This is a genomic window from Kitasatospora sp. NPDC005751 (assembly GCF_040630835.1).
Classification (GTDB): Bacteria; Actinomycetota; Actinomycetes; order Streptomycetales; family Streptomycetaceae; genus Kitasatospora.
Genome location: NZ_JBEXYC010000002.1, coordinates 147,415 through 163,465, shown reverse-complemented (window position 1 = coordinate 163,465; position 16,051 = coordinate 147,415). Strand labels below are relative to the sequence as shown.

Annotated in this window: 15 protein-coding genes; all 15 read left to right on the top strand. The window is 71.6% G+C overall.

Annotated features, from left to right (window positions below):
* Positions 1-594 precede the first annotated feature (594 nt).
* The 15 genes from thrB to ABZ497_RS03360 all read left to right on the top strand — a co-directional run bounded on the left by thrB (position 595) and on the right by ABZ497_RS03360 (position 15,960).
* The gene (gene thrB, locus ABZ497_RS03430; RefSeq protein ID WP_359803155.1) at positions 595-1,530 is read left to right on the top strand and encodes a homoserine kinase; all 936 of its coding nucleotides are present in this window, start codon (positions 595-597) and stop codon (positions 1,528-1,530) included.
* A gap of 604 nt (positions 1,531-2,134) precedes the next feature.
* Positions 2,135-4,249 (top strand): transcription termination factor Rho, encoded by a 2,115-nt coding sequence (rho, locus tag ABZ497_RS03425; protein ID WP_359803153.1) that lies wholly within the window; start codon positions 2,135-2,137, stop codon positions 4,247-4,249.
* A gap of 126 nt (positions 4,250-4,375) precedes the next feature.
* Positions 4,376-5,521, top strand: a complete 1,146-nt coding sequence (locus ABZ497_RS03420; RefSeq protein ID WP_359803152.1) for an LCP family protein — start codon at positions 4,376-4,378, stop codon at positions 5,519-5,521.
* Positions 5,522-5,713: 192 nt separating this feature from the next.
* Entirely contained in the window at positions 5,714-5,935 is a 222-nt protein-coding gene (gene rpmE, locus ABZ497_RS03415; protein WP_329489607.1) for a 50S ribosomal protein L31, read from the top strand.
* Between the two features lie 127 nt (positions 5,936-6,062).
* Positions 6,063-7,139, top strand: coding sequence for a peptide chain release factor 1 (gene prfA / locus ABZ497_RS03410; protein WP_329489608.1), 1,077 nt, complete (start codon positions 6,063-6,065; stop codon positions 7,137-7,139).
* Between the two features lie 60 nt (positions 7,140-7,199).
* Complete coding sequence (prmC, locus tag ABZ497_RS03405) at positions 7,200-8,066, top strand: peptide chain release factor N(5)-glutamine methyltransferase (RefSeq protein WP_329489609.1); 867 nt, start codon at positions 7,200-7,202, stop codon at positions 8,064-8,066.
* A gap of 78 nt (positions 8,067-8,144) precedes the next feature.
* Positions 8,145-8,792, top strand: a complete 648-nt coding sequence (locus tag ABZ497_RS03400) for an L-threonylcarbamoyladenylate synthase (protein ID WP_329489610.1) — start codon at positions 8,145-8,147, stop codon at positions 8,790-8,792.
* Between the two features lie 29 nt (positions 8,793-8,821).
* Positions 8,822-9,472 (top strand): protein-tyrosine-phosphatase, encoded by a 651-nt coding sequence (locus tag ABZ497_RS03395; protein WP_329492247.1) that lies wholly within the window; start codon positions 8,822-8,824, stop codon positions 9,470-9,472.
* Positions 9,473-9,595: 123 nt separating this feature from the next.
* The gene (locus ABZ497_RS03390; protein WP_359803150.1) at positions 9,596-10,900 is read left to right on the top strand and encodes a serine hydroxymethyltransferase; all 1,305 of its coding nucleotides are present in this window, start codon (positions 9,596-9,598) and stop codon (positions 10,898-10,900) included.
* A 132-nt stretch (positions 10,901-11,032) separates the two neighbouring features.
* Positions 11,033-12,373, top strand: coding sequence for an MraY family glycosyltransferase (locus tag ABZ497_RS03385; protein ID WP_359803149.1), 1,341 nt, complete (start codon positions 11,033-11,035; stop codon positions 12,371-12,373).
* Between the two features lie 309 nt (positions 12,374-12,682).
* Complete coding sequence (locus ABZ497_RS03380) at positions 12,683-13,126, top strand: hypothetical protein (RefSeq protein ID WP_329489613.1); 444 nt, start codon at positions 12,683-12,685, stop codon at positions 13,124-13,126.
* 285 nt (positions 13,127-13,411) lie between these two features.
* The gene (gene atpB, locus ABZ497_RS03375) at positions 13,412-14,227 is read left to right on the top strand and encodes a F0F1 ATP synthase subunit A (protein ID WP_359803148.1); all 816 of its coding nucleotides are present in this window, start codon (positions 13,412-13,414) and stop codon (positions 14,225-14,227) included.
* A gap of 92 nt (positions 14,228-14,319) precedes the next feature.
* Positions 14,320-14,556 (top strand): ATP synthase F0 subunit C, encoded by a 237-nt coding sequence (atpE, locus tag ABZ497_RS03370; protein WP_148642913.1) that lies wholly within the window; start codon positions 14,320-14,322, stop codon positions 14,554-14,556.
* A gap of 34 nt (positions 14,557-14,590) precedes the next feature.
* The gene (locus ABZ497_RS03365) at positions 14,591-15,148 is read left to right on the top strand and encodes a F0F1 ATP synthase subunit B (protein ID WP_359803146.1); all 558 of its coding nucleotides are present in this window, start codon (positions 14,591-14,593) and stop codon (positions 15,146-15,148) included.
* Positions 15,145-15,960: a F0F1 ATP synthase subunit delta gene (locus ABZ497_RS03360; protein WP_359803144.1), complete on the top strand. Its 816-nt coding sequence runs from the start codon at positions 15,145-15,147 to the stop codon at positions 15,958-15,960. The genes ABZ497_RS03365 and ABZ497_RS03360 overlap by 4 nt, the downstream gene beginning before the upstream one ends.
* Positions 15,961-16,051 lie beyond the last annotated feature (91 nt).

Here is a 16,051-nt window from a genome sequence, read left to right as displayed (position 1 = left end):
GTCGACGCCGTAGGGGCGGGAGAAGCGAGGACACTCCGAGCCGAACCCGCCCCGAGCCGACCCCGCCCCGAGCCGACCCCGCCCCGAGCCGAAGGGGCGCGCCGGTGCCGAAAGGGAGAAGCGAGGACGCCCCGAGGAACGAGGGGCGTTGGAGCGCCGACCGTCGGCACCGGGTCAAGCGCCCCGGAGGCGAGCGGGCGAGGACACTGGGCGCCGACCGTCGGCACCGGGGCCGAGCGCCCCGGAGGCGAGCGGGCGAGTAAGCAGTGGGCCGACCCCCCCTTTCGGGGGGCGGCCCACAGCCGTTCTCGGCTGACACTTTTGTGTCAATTCAGCCACGTATTCCGCTGCCATTCCGGCACGTATTCCGGCCAGAAACGGCAACACACCAGATCGAAGGCCCACGGGGTGTACCACTGTGGAACCTCTCTTCGATACTCTGGGTTCGGCCGTGTGGCACATGCCCCGGGTCCGACCCCTCCAGGGGTCGCGACGACGGCTGTGACCGCCCACCCCGATCGGGGCCCGCGGCCCCCTCCCACCCTCGCACCGACGCGCTTCGCGCCGCCCGATTTCCCCAGGAGAGTCCACCGCATGGCCGGTCCTGCGTTCCGTGCCGCCGCCGTCCGGGTCCGGGTTCCCGCGACCAGCGCCAATCTCGGCCCGGGCTTCGACGCCTTCGGACTCGCGCTGGGTCTGTACGACGACGTGGTCGTCCGGGTCGCCGACTCCGGGCTCACCGTCGACATCGCCGGTGAGGGCGCCGAGACGCTCGCCCGGGACGAGCGCCACCTGGTGGTGCGCGCGATGCGCGCCGCCTTCGACCGGCTCGGCGGCCAGCCGCGCGGCCTCGAAGTGGTCTGCGCCAATCGGATACCGCACGGCCGTGGCCTGGGCTCCTCCTCCGCCGCGATCTGCGCCGGCATCGTGGCCGCCCGTGCCGTCACCATCGGCGGCCCGTCCGCGCTGGACGACGACGCGCTGGTGGCCCTCGCCTCCGAGCTGGAGGGCCACCCCGACAACGTCGCGGCCTGCCTGCGCGGCAACTTCACGGTGGCCTGGACGGACGAGGAGTCGGCCAAGGCCGTCACCCTGGAGCCGTCCGACCGGGTCGTCCCGGTGGTCTTCGTCCCGGCGACCGAGGTGCTCACCGAGACCGCCCGCGGTCTGCTGCCCCGGACCGTCCCGCTGGCCGACGCCGCCGTCAACGCCGGCCGTGCCGCGCTGCTGGTCGAGGCGCTGACCCGCCGGCCCGAGCTGCTGCTCGCCGCGACCGAGGACCGGCTGCACCAGGACTACCGGGCCTCGGCGATGCCGGACAGCGCCGCCCTGGTGGGCGCGCTGCGCGCGGAGGGCATCCCCGCGGTGATCTCCGGCGCCGGCCCGACCGTACTCGCGCTCACCGACGAGGCGGGCGCCGACAAGGTGCTGGCCTTCGCCGAGGACGCAGGTCAGGGCGGTGCGGTGTTCGCCGCACACCGTCTGGAGCTCGACCGGGCCGGGGCCTCGGTGCTCCCGCTCGACGGCTGAGCACCGGTCCGGCGGCCCGGATCCGGCCGTGTCCGGGCCGGACCGTCCGGACACGATTGGCAAGCGCAAGGCTGGGGAATGTCTGAGGGGGTCGGTAGTGTTAACCTCATTGCTGCACCAGGTGCCCTCCGGGGCTCGGTGCGCCGCGTCCCGATCCCAGCACTCCGCCCAGGCGGAGTCCCGGCGATGTACGGGACGACGATTCTCCGGGAGCCCACCGCAGCGCGTACGCAGCCTGCCTGCGCGACTTGCGGCCGCATCCCGAAGCCGTGACGGCACCTGACTCCCACCCGCGGCCTCCCACCTTGAGGCAAGGACGGGCGGAGCGCGGGCCACCGTCACGCGACGGGGGCCCGGGATTCGCAGGCAGCGTGGGGGTACCACCCGGCCATGGCCGGCTGGGGGAGGGTCGGCATGCGACCGTCCCACCGCGCCCATCAGCACCACCGTGCATCACGCACCGCACCTCGCAGCTCTCCTCCGACTGGCTACCCGCCATCCGGGGGATCACCGCCTCGGACCGACGCAGTCGAGCGTTGGTCAGGACAGCACAACCGGTCGCCGAGCCAGACAGGCCGACGTCCGCTCCAGGGAAGGACCCTTAGTGAGCGACACCACCGATCTGATGGGCGCGCGCCCGGACGCCGAGGCGTCGGACGCAGCCGCCGCCCCCGCGGCCCCGGCCCGGCGCCGTCGCACCGCTGCCGCGGGCCTGGACGGCCTCGTCCTGGCCGAGCTGCAGAAGCTCGCCTCGACGCTCGGTATCAGCGGCACGGGACGCCTGCGCAAGAGCCAGCTGATCGAGGCCATCAAGGAGAAGAGCGGCGGGGACCCGCTGCTCGCCGCCGGTGCCGCTCCCGCCGCCGCTCCGGCCGCCAAGCGCACCGCCGCCAAGGCCGGCTCCGCCGAGCCGGCGGAGAAGCCCGCCCGCCGGACCAAGGCCGCCCAGGCCGAGGCCCCGGCCGCCGACGAGCAGGCCCAGATCGACATCCCGGTCCAGGCCGCCGCCGAGACCGCCGCGCCGGCCCGTGCCGAGCGCACCCGCCGCCGGGCCACCTCGGCCGCCGGCGCGCCGACCGCCGACGCGGTCGCCGAGGCGCCCGCCGCCGTCGCCACCGAGGCCAAGCAGGCCGAGGCCCGCCCGGCCGAGGCCCGCGGCTTCGAGGGCCGCGAGGAGGGTCGTACCGAGACCCGCCGGGACCGCCGGGACCGCCGCGACCGCCGTGAGGGCGGCGAGCGCGAGGGTCGCCAGGAGGGCGGCGACGCCCAGGCCGGCCAGGACGCCGACTCCCGCGAGTCGCGCCGTGACCGCCGCAACCGCCGGGACCGGGCCGACCGCCAGGGCGGCCAGGGTCAGGGCCAGGGTGGCCAGGGCCAGCAGCAGGGCGGTCAGGGCGAGAGCCAGCCGAGCCGCCAGAGCGGTGGCCAGCAGGCCCAGCCGCAGGCGCAGCAGGGCGGCTACGACGACGACGAGTTCGGCGACGGCCGTCGCGGCCGCCGCGGCCGCTACCGTGACCGCCGGGGCCGCGGCACCCGCCGCGAGGGCTTCGAGGTCGGCCCCGCCGAGCCGCAGGTCGGCGACGACGACGTGCTGATCCCGGTCGCGGGCATCCTCGACATCCTCGACAACTACGCGTTCGTCCGGACCTCCGGCTACCTGCCGGGCCAGAACGACGTCTACGTGTCGCTCGCCCAGGTCCGCAAGAACGGCCTGCGCAAGGGTGACGCCATCACCGGCGCGGTGCGCCAGCCGCGCGACGGCGAGCGCCGCGAGAAGTTCAACGCCATGGTGCGGCTGGACTCCGTCAACGGCATGGACCCGGAGAGCGGCCGCGGCCGTCCCGAGTTCAACAAGCTGACCCCGCTCTACCCGCAGGACCGACTGCGCCTGGAGACCGACCCGGGCATCCTGACCACCCGGATCATCGACCTGGTGTCGCCGATCGGCAAGGGCCAGCGCGGTCTGATCGTCGCACCGCCGAAGACCGGTAAGACGATGGTGCTGCAGGCGGTCGCCAACGCGATCACCCACAACAACCCCGAGTGCCACCTGATGGTCGTCCTGGTGGACGAGCGTCCGGAAGAGGTCACCGACATGCAGCGGTCGGTGAAGGGCGAGGTCATCTCCTCGACCTTCGACCGCCCGGCGGAGGACCACACCACCGTCGCGGAGCTGGCCATCGAGCGCGCCAAGCGTCTGGTGGAGCTGGGCCACGACGTGGTGATCCTGCTGGACTCGATCACCCGCCTGGGCCGCGCCTACAACCTGGCGGCGCCGGCCTCCGGCCGCATCCTGTCCGGTGGTGTCGACTCGACCGCGCTGTACCCGCCGAAGAAGTTCTTCGGTGCCGCGCGCAACATCGAGAACGGCGGCTCGCTGACGATCCTGGCCACCGCGCTGGTCGAGACCGGCTCGCGGATGGACGAGGTCATCTTCGAGGAGTTCAAGGGCACCGGCAACATGGAGCTCAAGCTCGACCGGAAGCTCTCGGACAAGCGCATCTTCCCGGCCGTCGACGTCGACGCCTCCAGCACCCGCAAGGAGGAGATCCTGCTGGGCAGCGAGGAGTTGGCCATCGTCTGGAAGCTCCGCCGGGTGCTGCACGCGCTCGACTCGCAGCAGGCGATCGAGCTGCTGCTGGACAAGATGAAGCAGACCAAGAGCAACGCCGAGTTCCTCATGCAGATCGCCAAGACGACCCCCGGGTCCGGCGACTGACCGCTGCCGAGCGGCTCGTGAGCACAGAACCCTGGTCCGCGCGAGCGGGCCAGGGTTCTCTGCTTGTTCCAGAGTTGGGACATTTGGAACCCTATGGATCATGTTGTCCGATTTACTCTGGACCGTATGGCCGACCACAAGAGGATCCCGAGCCGCCGCCGCACGGTCCTGCGGGTGGCCGCGTGCGCGTTCGCCGCGCTCGTCGTCCTCGGCGCCGGTGCGGCCGGGTACGCGTACTTCAAGCTGAACGGCAACATCAAGAGCGTCGACATCGACGCCCGGCTGGGCACGGCCCGGCCGCCGTCCGCCACCGACGGCTCGTTCAACGTCCTCGTCCTGGGCTCGGATTCGCGGGCCGGCGGGAACGGCGCGCTGGCCGGCGGGGACACCGGCGACACCGCCCGTTCGGACACCGCGATGGTGGTGCACGTCGACCAGGGCCACACCCGGGCCGACGTGGTCTCCATACCCAGGGACACCCTGGTCACCCGCCCCGACTGCACGGACGGCAAGGGCAAGACCGCCGCCGGCGCCAAGCGGGCGATGTACAACAGCGCGTACGAGACCGGTGGCGCCGCGTGCGCGGTCAAGACCACCGAAGTGCTGACCGGCCTGCGGATGGACCACTACATCGAGATCGACTTCGCCGGCTTCGCCCGGGTCGTCGACGCGCTGGGCGGGGCCACCGTGACCACCACCGTCCCGATCGACGACAAGGACAGCGGGCTGAACCTCGCGGCCGGCGAGCACCACCTCGACGGGCAGCAGGCGCTGGCCTTCGTCCGGACCAGGCACGGCGTCGGCGACGGCAGCGACCTCGGCCGGATCGAGCTGCAGAAGCAGATGGTGAAGTCGCTGCTCGGCCAGGCCGGCGGGATCGGGCTGTTCGGCAACCCGGTCAAGCTCTGGTCGGTCGGCGACACCCTGACCCGCAGCATCACCACCGACTCGGCGCTGGCCTCGGTGAACTCGCTGGTGGGGCTGGCCGAGGAACTCAAGGGCATCGGCCCCGACCAGCTCTCGATGGTCACCCTGCCGGTGGTGACGGCGCCCGGCGACGCCAACCGGGTGGTCGCCCAGCAGCCCCGGGCCGACCAGCTCTGGGCGGCTCTGAAGGCCGACCAGCCGCTCCCGCAGGCCGTCCTGGCCGAGCAGCCGCAGAACCCCGCCCAGGCCACCCCGGCGGCCCCCACGGCGGCCCCCCAGGCCTCCGGCAGGGCCTCCGCGCAGCCCGCCGCGGGTACCGCGGCGAGCCCCTCGCCGCGGCGCTGACCCGCCCGCCGACCGGCCGGCGGGCGGGCGCATGGCCGCCCCGTCGGTCCCGTCGGCCGGGCCCGGAATATCCCGGAACGCGACCCGGTTTGGGAAGAAGCGACCGGTCCTGGCAGACTGGTACGTCGGTCCCGGTTCACGTGCGGCATTCAAGCCGCCGACCCGGTGCCCTCCCGAACCTAGGAGATCCCCTTGAAGCCCAACGTTCACCCCGAGTACGTGGTCACCCATGTGACCTGCACCTGCGGCGCCGAGTTCACCACCCGCTCGACCGAGACCAGTGGCGAGATCCGCGCCGAGGTCTGCTCGCAGTGCCACCCGTTCTACACCGGCAAGCAGAAGATCCTCGACACCGGTGGCCGCGTGGCCCGCTTCGAGGCCCGCTTCGGCAAGCAGCACAGCGCGAAGGCCTAGCGCTCCCTCGGCGCCGGTTTCCGGTGCCCCCGTACTCGTTCCGGGGGCGCTGGAGACCGGCGCCGTTCGCGTCCCACGACTCGTCCGTGTCATCCCTCCACCGGTTCCCAGGGAAGAAGGCCCCTTCATGTTCGAGGCAGTCGAAGAGCTCCTCGTCGAGCACGCCGACCTCGAAACGAGGCTGGCCGACCCCTCCGTCCACGCCGACCAGGCCAACGCGCGCAAGCTCGCCAAGCGGTACGCCGAGCTGACGCCGATCACCCGGGTCTACCGGGCCTGGCGCCAGGCCGGCGAGGACATCGAGGCAGCGCGCGAACTCGCCGCCGAAGAGCCGGAGTTCCTCGCCGAGGTGAAGGACTCCGAGGCCCGGCGCGAGGAGCTGACCGAGGAGCTGCGCCTGCTGCTCGTCCCGCGTGACCCGAACGACGACAAGGACGTCATCCTGGAGATCAAGGCGGGTGAGGGCGGCGAGGAGTCGGCGCTCTTCGCCGGCGACCTGCTCCGGATGTACCTGCGCTTCGCCGAGCGGATCGGCTGGAAGACCGAGATCATCGACGCCAACGAGTCCGACCTCGGCGGCTACAAGGACGTCTCGGTGGCCGTGAAGACCAGGGGCAGCACCGAGCCCGGCCAGGGCGTCTGGGCCAAGCTGAAGTACGAGGGCGGCGTCCACCGCGTGCAGCGCGTCCCCGCCACCGAGTCGCAGGGCCGCATCCACACCTCCGCGGCCGGCGTGCTGGTCACCCCCGAGGCCGAGGAGGTCGAGGTCGAGATCGTGGCCAACGACCTGCGGATCGACGTCTACCGTTCGTCCGGTCCCGGCGGGCAGTCCGTCAACACCACCGACTCGGCGGTCCGGATCACCCACCTCCCGACCGGTATCGTGGCGTCCTGCCAGAACGAGAAGAGCCAGCTGCAGAACAAGGAGCAGGCGATGCGCATCCTGCGTTCGCGGCTGCTGGCCGCCGCGCAGGAGGAGGCCGAGCGGGAGGCCTCGGACGCGCGTCGCAGCCAGGTCCGCACGGTGGACCGCTCCGAGCGCATCCGCACCTACAACTACCCCGAGAACCGCATCTCGGACCACCGCACGGGCTTCAAGTCCTACAACCTGGACCAGGTCCTGGACGGCGAGCTGAACGCGGTGATCCAGTCCTGCGTGGACACGGACGCCGAGGCCAAGCTCGCCGCGGCCCAGCAGAACTGAGACCGGCCCCCGGGCCCGAATGCACCAGAGAAGCCGCAGCGCAGAAACAAGAGGTCGTTCGTGAACCTGCTGCTTGCCGAGGTGGCCCAGGCCACCCAGCGGTTGGCCGCGGCCGGCGTGCCGTCGCCGCGCTTCGACGCGGAGGAGCTGGCCGCGCACGTCCACAGCGTGAAGCGCAGCCAGCTGCACACGGTGAAGGACGCGGACTTCGACGCCCGGTACTGGGAGGCCGTCTCCCGCCGCGAGGCGCGTGAACCGCTGCAGCACATCACCGGCCGCGCGTTCTTCCGCTACCTGGAGCTGGCGGTCGGCCCGGGCGTCTTCGTGCCCCGCCCGGAGACCGAGTCGGTCGTGGAGTGGGCCATAGACGCCGTCCGCGACATGGACGTCGCCGAGCCGCTGGTGGTCGACCTCTGCTCCGGCTCGGGGGCCATCGCGCTCGCCCTCGCCCAGGAGCTGCCGCGCTCCACGGTGCACGCCTTCGAGCTGGACGAGGGTGCGCTGCGGTACACCCGGCGCAACATCGAGGCCAGCTCCGACCGGGCCCGGGTCACCCTGCACGCCGGCGACGCCACCAAGGCCTTCGAGGACGACCGTTCCTGGGACGGCCGCTTCGACCTGGTGATCTCCAACCCGCCGTACATCCCGCTCACCGAGTGGGAGTACGTCGCCCCCGAGGCCCGCGACCACGATCCGCAGATGTCGCTGTTCTCCGGCGAGGACGGGCTGGACACCATCCGCGGCATCGAGCGGGTCGCCGCCCGCCTGCTGCGCCCGGGCGGCGCCGTGGTGATCGAGCACGCCGACACCCAGGGCGGCCAGGTGCCGTGGATCTTCAACGAGGAAGGCGGTTGGACGGACACCGCCGACCACCGCGACCTCAACAACCGGCCCCGCTTCACGACGGCCCGAAGGGTCTCGCTGTGAACACCCGGTGCACCACCACCGGGCGCGGAGCCGCGCTGTGAACGCCGTCATGAGTCATCTCGGAAGGGGACCGCACCGATGAGCCGCCGCTACGACTGTGCCGATGCCGGAGACCGCGCCACCGGTCTGCGCGAGGCCGCCTCGGCCATCCGCCGCGGCGAAATCGTCGTGCTGCCCACCGACACCCTGTACGGGGTCGGCGCCGACGCCTTCTCGCCGGAGGCCGTCGCCGCACTGCTGGCCGCCAAGGGCCGGGGCCGCAACATGCCCTCGCCCGTCCTGGTGGGCTCGCCGACCACCCTGCACGGACTCGTCACGGACTTCTCCGAGCAGGCCTGGGAGCTCGTCGACGCCTTCTGGCCGGGCGGGCTGACCCTGGTCGCCAAGCACCAGCCCTCGCTGCGCTGGGACCTCGGCGAGACCCGCGGCACGGTCGCCGTCCGGATGCCGCTGCACCCGGTCGCGATCGAGCTGCTGAACGCCACCGGCCCGCTCGCCGTCTCCAGCGCCAACCTGACCGGCGGCCCGTCCCCCGCCACCTGCGACGAGGCCCAGCAGCAGCTCGGCGACGCGATCTCCGTCTACCTGGACGGCGGCCGGGCCGACCACGCCGTCGCCTCCTCCATCGTCGACGTCACGGGCAAGGTCCCGGTCCTGCTGCGGGCCGGCGCGATCAGCGCCGAGCAGCTGAGGGAGGTCGTCCCCGACCTGGAGGCCGGCAGTTGACGACCGCCTCCCTCCACTCCGGGCCCGGCATATCGCCGTACCTGAGCGTGGGCCCCAGGCCGCTGGACCACTTCCGCATCCTGTTCGTCTGCACCGGGAACATCTGCCGCTCGCCGATCGCCGAGCGGCTCACCCGGCGTGAACTGGACACCCGGCTCAGCCCCCGGGTGGCCGGCCGGATCCTGGTGGAGAGCGCCGGCACCTGGGGCCACGTGGGCGCGCCGATGGAGGACCACGCCGCCACGGTGCTGGACGAGTACGGCGCCGACAGCGGCGGCTTCGCCGGCCGCGAGCTGCTCGACGAGCACGTGGTCGAGGCCGACCTGGTGCTCACCGCGACCCTGGACCACCGCGCCCAGGTGATCTCGATGGGTCACGAGGCGGGGCTGCGCACCTTCACCCTGAAGGAGTTCACCCGCCTGGTCCGGACGATAGACCCGGGCACCCTGCCCGATCCGCGCCGCGGCGCCGACGTCACCGAGCGGGCCCGCGCCCTGGTCCGGGCCGCGGCCGCGCTGCGCGGCTGGCTGCTCGCCGCCAGCCCGGAGTCCGACGAGGTCCACGACCCGTACGGCGCGCCGATCGGCATGTTCCGCAACTGCGGCGAGGAGATATTCGACGCGGTGGACCCGGTGGTCACCGCCCTCACCGGCATGCCCTCCCCGCGCTCCGTGCGGTGAGCCGCCGCCGGCCCCCGGGCCGGCGCCGCCCGGGCGGGTGCATCGGGTCCGCGTCGGCAGGCCGCGGGCGGGGCCCGGTCCTACGCTGGAGGCACCTGCCCGACGCTGCCCGGGAGCTCCGCCATGACCGTCACCGATGCCGCGACCGGTTCCTCCGAGACGACGGGGCGGTGGGCGTCCGAAGCGCTGCGCCGGGCCGACCCGCAGCTGGCCGATCTGCTGGCCGCCGAGGCCGAGCGCCGCGCCGAGACGATCCAGCTGCTGGCGGGGGAGAACCTCACCGATCCGGCCGTCCTGGCCGCCCTGGGCGGCCCGCTGATCGACAAGTACGCCGAGGGCTACCCCGGACGGCGCCACCACACCGGCTGCGCCCTGGCGGACGCCGCCGAGCTGCTGGCGATCGACCGGGCCCGTCAGCTGTTCGCCGCCCCGCACGCCAACGTCCAGCCCCGCTCGGCCACTTCGGCGATGCTGGCGGCGTACGCCGCGCTGCTGCGCCCCGGTGACGTGGTGCTGGCGATGTCGCTGGAGCACGGCGGCCACCTGAGCTGCGGCTCGCGCGCCAACTTCTCGGGCCGCTGGTTCGAGTTCATCGGCTACGGGGTGCGCGAGGACGACGGCCTGATCGACCTCGACCAGGTCCGCGAGCTCGCCCGCCGGCACCGGCCGAAGGCCATCGTGGCCGGCTCGATCTCCCACCCCCGGCACCCCGACTGGGCGGCCTTCCGGGCGATCGCCGAAGAGGTGGACGCCTATCTGATCGCCTCGGTCGCCCAGACCACCGGCCTGGTCGCGGCCGGTGTGGCGCCGTCCCCGCTGCCGTACGCGGACGTCACCGTGGCCGCCACCCACAAGCTGCTCCGCGGCCCGCGCGGCGGCCTGCTGCTCTCCACCGCCGAGCTGGCCGAGCGGATCGACCGGGCGGTCTTCCCGTTCAGCCAGGGCGGCGCCGCGATGAACGAGGTGGCCGGCAAGGCCGTCGCCTTCGCCCGGGCGGGCACCCCCGAGTACCGCGCCTACGCCCACCGCACGGTCGCGGGGGCGCGGGTGCTGGCGGCGGGGCTCGCGGAGGCCGGGATGCGCCCGTTGACCGGCGGTACCGACACCCATCTGGTGACGGCCGACGTCCGACCGCTCGGGGTCAGCGGCGCCGAGGCCGAGCGCCGCTGCGCCGCCGCCGGTCTGCTGCTCGGCAAGTGCGCGCTGCCGTACGACTCCGCGCCGCCGTCCGAGGCCTCCGGGATCCGGCTCGGCAGCGGGACCGTCACCACCCAGGGCATGGGGGAGGCCGAGCTGGCCGAGATCGCCGCACTGGTCGGTCGCCTGCTCGTCGAGGGCACGGACGTCCGGATCGGGGCCCGGGTCCGTGAGCTGGCGGGCGCCTTCGCCGCCCCGGGCCGGGGGGCGTCGCACTCTCCTACCCGGTAGGGCGAACCGCGATGCACGCGCCGGGCGTCCGACTCAATAAGGTGTGTGCCGTGGCGACGCACCTCGAACCCCGGACAGGCACGGGAGTACCTTCGGTACCGACCCGTCGGACAGTGACGCAGGAGGCCAGTGGTGCGTGAGTATCTGCTGGTGCTGTTCTGCACTGCGGCCGTCACCTATCTGCTGACCGGCCCGGTCCGGAAGTTCGCGATCGCGGCCGGCGCGATGCCGCCGGTCCGCGCCCGTGACGTGCACCGCGAGCCCACGCCCCGGCTGGGCGGCATCGCCATGTTCGGCGGGCTCTGCGCGGGCATCCTGGTCGCCTCCCAACTGGACAACCTCAGCAAGGTGTTCTCGCAGGGCACCGACATCCGCGCGCTGCTCTCCGGCGCCGGGATCATGTGGCTGCTCGGCGTGCTGGACGACAAGTGGGGCGTGGACGCCCTGGTCAAGCTGGGCGGTCAGATGATCGCCGCCGGCGTGATGGTCTGGCAGGGCGTCACCGTGATCACCCTGCCGGTGCCCGGCGTCGGCGCGGTCGCGGTCAGCCCCACCCAGGGCATGGTCATCTCGGTCACCATGGTCGTCGTCATGGTCAACGCGGTGAACTTCATCGACGGCCTGGACGGTCTGGCCGGCGGCATGGTCTGCATCGCCGCGATGGCGTTCTTCCTCTACTCGTACCGGCTCTGGTACGGCTACACGATCACCGACGCGGCGCCCGCCGTGCTGTTCAGCGTGCTGCTGATCGGGATGTGCCTGGGCTTCCTGGCGCACAACCTGCACCCGGCGCGGATCTTCATGGGCGACTCCGGCTCGATGATGCTCGGCCTGATGCTGGCCGTCGCCGCGATCTCCATCACCGGCCGGGTCGACCCGGACCTCATCACCAGCGAGACCGGTTCGCAGACCGCCACCGTGCACGCCCTGGTCCCGATCTACATCCCGCTGCTGCTGCCGCTGACCGTCATCGCGCTGCCGCTGGCCGACCTGCTGCTCGCCGTGGTGCGCCGCACCTGGGCCGGCCAGTCGCCGTTCGCCGCGGACAAGCGGCACCTGCACCACCGGCTCCTCCAGGTCGGCCACTCGCACAGCCGGGCCGTCCTGATCATGTACTTCTGGGCCGCGCTGATCGCCTTCGGCACCGTGGCCTTCTCGGTCACCAACACCGGACGCACGGTCGCCCTCACGCTGGCCGGGCTCTGCCTGGTCGGCCTGGTGGTGCTGCTCACCCCGCGCTTCCGCCCGCGCGCGCCGCGGGCCGTGCAGGCCTTCGTGCCGCCGCGCTACCGGCGCCGCAAGCCGGTCCGCGCCGCCGCACCGGTCTCCGAGGGCGAGGCCCCGGCCGCCGCGGCCGCCTCGGAGCCGATGGCCGAGCTCTCCGCGAAGGACAAGGAGCTTCTCGGCGGCCTGGGCAAAGGGGGCTCGTCGGCGGTCGGCGGCCGGGGTCACGGCAGCGGTCGCGGCCACTAGTCCGAACGGCGGGTCCGACACCTGACACGTCGTCAAGGTGGTTCACCCGTACGGAGGCACCCCTGGGCCGTCAGTGTGACAGGTGCCACACAATCATGGTAAAGCTCTCATCAAATAGTTTGTGATACCGTTCACGAGTACCGAGAACACGCCGAAAGACCTGACAGGTGGAGGACTTCCGTCCCCGGTCGGTCTCCCTCGACGGACTCGCCGCAGAGCGGCCGGTCCACGGCGGTCCCTTGGTCGGTACCACCACCACGTTCTGTGCCCGTCCCCCTGCCACATCGACATGCCGCCGGAGCTGCCGACATGCCGTCCAACGACGCCCGGATCCTCCGAGGCGCCGCGATCCCCACTGCGGTCGCCGGAGTCATCGCCATGGCGATCTCATTCGCCGTCGCAGGTGGCAAGGGACTGCTCGGCGCCTTCTTCGGCGCGCTGCTGGTGGTGGCGTTCTTCAGCTTCGGCCAGGTCGCCCTCGACCGGCTGACCAGGTCGAACCCGCAGATGATGATGGCTGCGGGGCTGCTCGTCTACACCACGCAGATCCTGCTGGTCGGCATCGTCCTCGCGGTCTTCAAGAACACCGAACTCTTCAACCGGCAGGCGTTCGCCTTCACCCTGCTGGGCTGCGCCCTGATCTGGACGGGCTTCCAGGTGCGCGGCGCGCTCAAGGCCAAGACCTTCTACGTCGAGGCCGACGCCTCCGAAAACAAGGGCGACAAGCCCTCGGACTCGGGGCGTCAACAGTGACGAGGCCCGGCTGTCCCCCCAACGAGGGGGGCAGTGTTTATGCCGCACTGACGGACTGCTATCGTCCGTCGCAACAACGGAGTACGGGAAGAGGCCAGGTCTGTCCGCACGATGGACGGATCGCCCCCCGGATCCTTGCAGTCTTCGATGATCCCGCTGTGGTGCAGCGCACCGCCGTGCGGGATCGGCGAGAAACCCATCAAGTTCCAGTGCCGCACCGTGGCCTCGGGCCACGCCGACACACCGAGGTTGCCGTAACCATGCGTCACGACGAAGGAGTCCGTGGTGAGTGCTGAACTCACGTCTTCGCTCGCCTCAGGCAGTTGCCACTTCGGGGACGCTGGCTGCGGCTTCCCGGCCCCGGGCCTGAACGAGTTCCAGTTCGAGCCGATCTTCACGATCGGCAGCGTCGAGTTCAACAAGCCGATGCTGCTGTCGATCATCGTCTCGCTGCTGGTGGTCGTCTTCTTCTGGGCCGCCTTCGCCAAGCCGCGCCTGGTCCCGGGCAAGCTGCAGCTGGTCGGTGAGATCGGCTACGACTTCGTCAAGCGGTCCATCGTGCTGGAGACGATCGGCAAGAAGGGCGAGAAGTACGTCCCGATGCTCGTCTCGATGTTCTTCTTCATCTGGCTGATGAACATCATGTCGATCATCCCGTTCGCCCAGTTCCCGGTGACGGCCGCGATCGCCTTCCCGGCAGCCCTGGCCGGCGTCGTGTGGATCACCTACATGACGCTGACCTTCAAGAAGCACGGCTTCGTCGGCGGCTTCAAGAACCTCTGCTGGCCCTCGGGTATCCCCGGCTGGGTCATGTTCATCCTGGTGCCGATCGAGTTCTTCTCGAACATCTTCGTGCGTCCGTTCACGCTCGCGGTCCGAGCCTTCGCGAACATGTTCGCCGGCCACCTGCTGATCGTGATGTTCTCCATCGCCTCCTGGTACCTGCTCAGCCCGACCCTGGGCGCGCTCTACGGCTCGGCGTCGTTCATCGTCGCCGTCGCGCTGACCGCCTTCGAGCTGCTGGTCCAGTTCCTGCAGGCCTACATCTTCGTGATGCTGGCCAGCAGCTACATCGCCGGTGCCCTCGAAGAGGCGCACTGAGCCAGGGGGCCTCGGCCCCTCTCTGAACCAACCTCCCGGATCGCCCGGTGGCCAATCACCACCGGTTCACCACCCTGCAAAGGACAACTGCAATGAGCTTCCTCGCTGAGGGCACTGTCTACGGTTCCGTCGCTTCCATCGGCTACGGCCTGGCCGCGATTGGCCCCGGCATCGGCGTCGGTCTCATCTTCGGTAACGGTGTCCAGGCCATGGCCCGTCAGCCCGAGGCCGCCGGCCTCATCCGCTCCAACATGTTCATCGGCTTCGCGCTGACCGAGGCGCTCGCCCTCATCGGCATCGTCATGCCGTTCGTCTTCGGCAACAAGTAATCCCGCCGTAGACCCTTTCGAGGAAGGTCCAGATATGACCATCGCGGCTCAGTTCGCGGCTGAGGAGAAGATGAATCCTCTCCTCCCCGCGTGGCCCGAGATCATCATCGGCCTGCTCTGCTTCTTCATCGTCTTCGGTCTGCTCGGCAAGAAGCTCCTCCCCAGCATCGAGAAGGTGCTGTCGGAGCGTCGGGACGCCATCGAGGGCGGCATGGAGCGCGCCGAGGCCGCTCAGGCCGAGGCCCAGGCCCTGCTTGAGCAGTACCGCGCCGAGCTCGCCGAGGCACGTCACGAGGCTGCCCGCATCGTCGAGCAGGCTCGCGAGCAGGGCGCTGCCCAGCTCACCGAGATGCGCGAGGAGGGCCAGCGTCAGCGCGAGGCCATCGTCGCCGCCGGCCACGCGCAGATCGAGGCCGACAAGAAGCAGGCGACCACCGCCCTGCGCCAGGACGTGGGTTCGCTCGCTTCGCAGCTGGCCTCCCGCATCGTGGGCGAGTCCCTTGAGGACCACACGCGGCAGAGCGGCGTGATCGACCGGTTCCTGGACGAGCTGGAGGCCAAGGCCACCGTTGCTCCGGGTGCGGCCAAGTGATCGGCGCTAGCCGCGAGGCCCTCGCCGCCGGGCGGCAGAACCTCGAAGCCCTGACCGACTCCACCTCGGTGGACGCGGTCAGGGTCGCCGAGGAGCTCACCGCCGTCACGGTCCTCCTGGACCGTGAGGTGTCGCTGCGCCGCGTCCTGACCGACCCGTCCCGGTCCGGCCAGGACAAGGCCCAGCTGGTCTCCTCGCTGCTGACCGGGCAGGTCTCCGGCGAGACCATCGACCTGGTCTCCGGCCTGGTCCGCTCCCGCTGGTCGGGGTCGCGCGACCTGGTCGACTCGGTCGAGGAGCTGGCCGCGTACGCCGAGGTCATCGCCGCCGACAAGGCCGGTGTCCTGGACGACGTCGAGGACGAGCTGTTCCGGTTCGGCCGGGTGGTGAACGGCTCCACCGAGCTGCGCTCCGCGCTGACCGAGCCCAAGGCCGGCGCCGTCGCCAAGGCCGAGCTGATCAAGAAGCTGCTCGGTGGCCGCGCCAACGCGGGCACCGTCCGGCTGGTCACCGCCCTGGTGAACCACCCGCGTGGCCGTAGCCTGGAGCAGGGCCTCGAGTCCTACTCGAGGCTCGCCGCCGCACGGCGCGGGCGCGTGGTGGCCCTGGTCACCACCGCGGTGCCGCTGTCCGACAGCCAGAAGGATCGCCTGGAAGGCGCTCTCGGCCGGCTGTACAGCCGCCGGGTCCACCTGAACATCGACGTCGACCCCGAGGTCGTCGGCGGTGTCCGGGTCCAGATCGGCGACGAGATCATCGACGGCACCGTGTCGAGCCGCCTCGAAGGCGCTCGCCAGTCGCTCGAAGGCTGAGCACCGAAGAACATCCGACCCTCGGTCGGGAACCGGCTCCACCGGAGCCGGCAAATCGTACGGCCGGTTCGAGAGACCCGGCCGAGAGTCG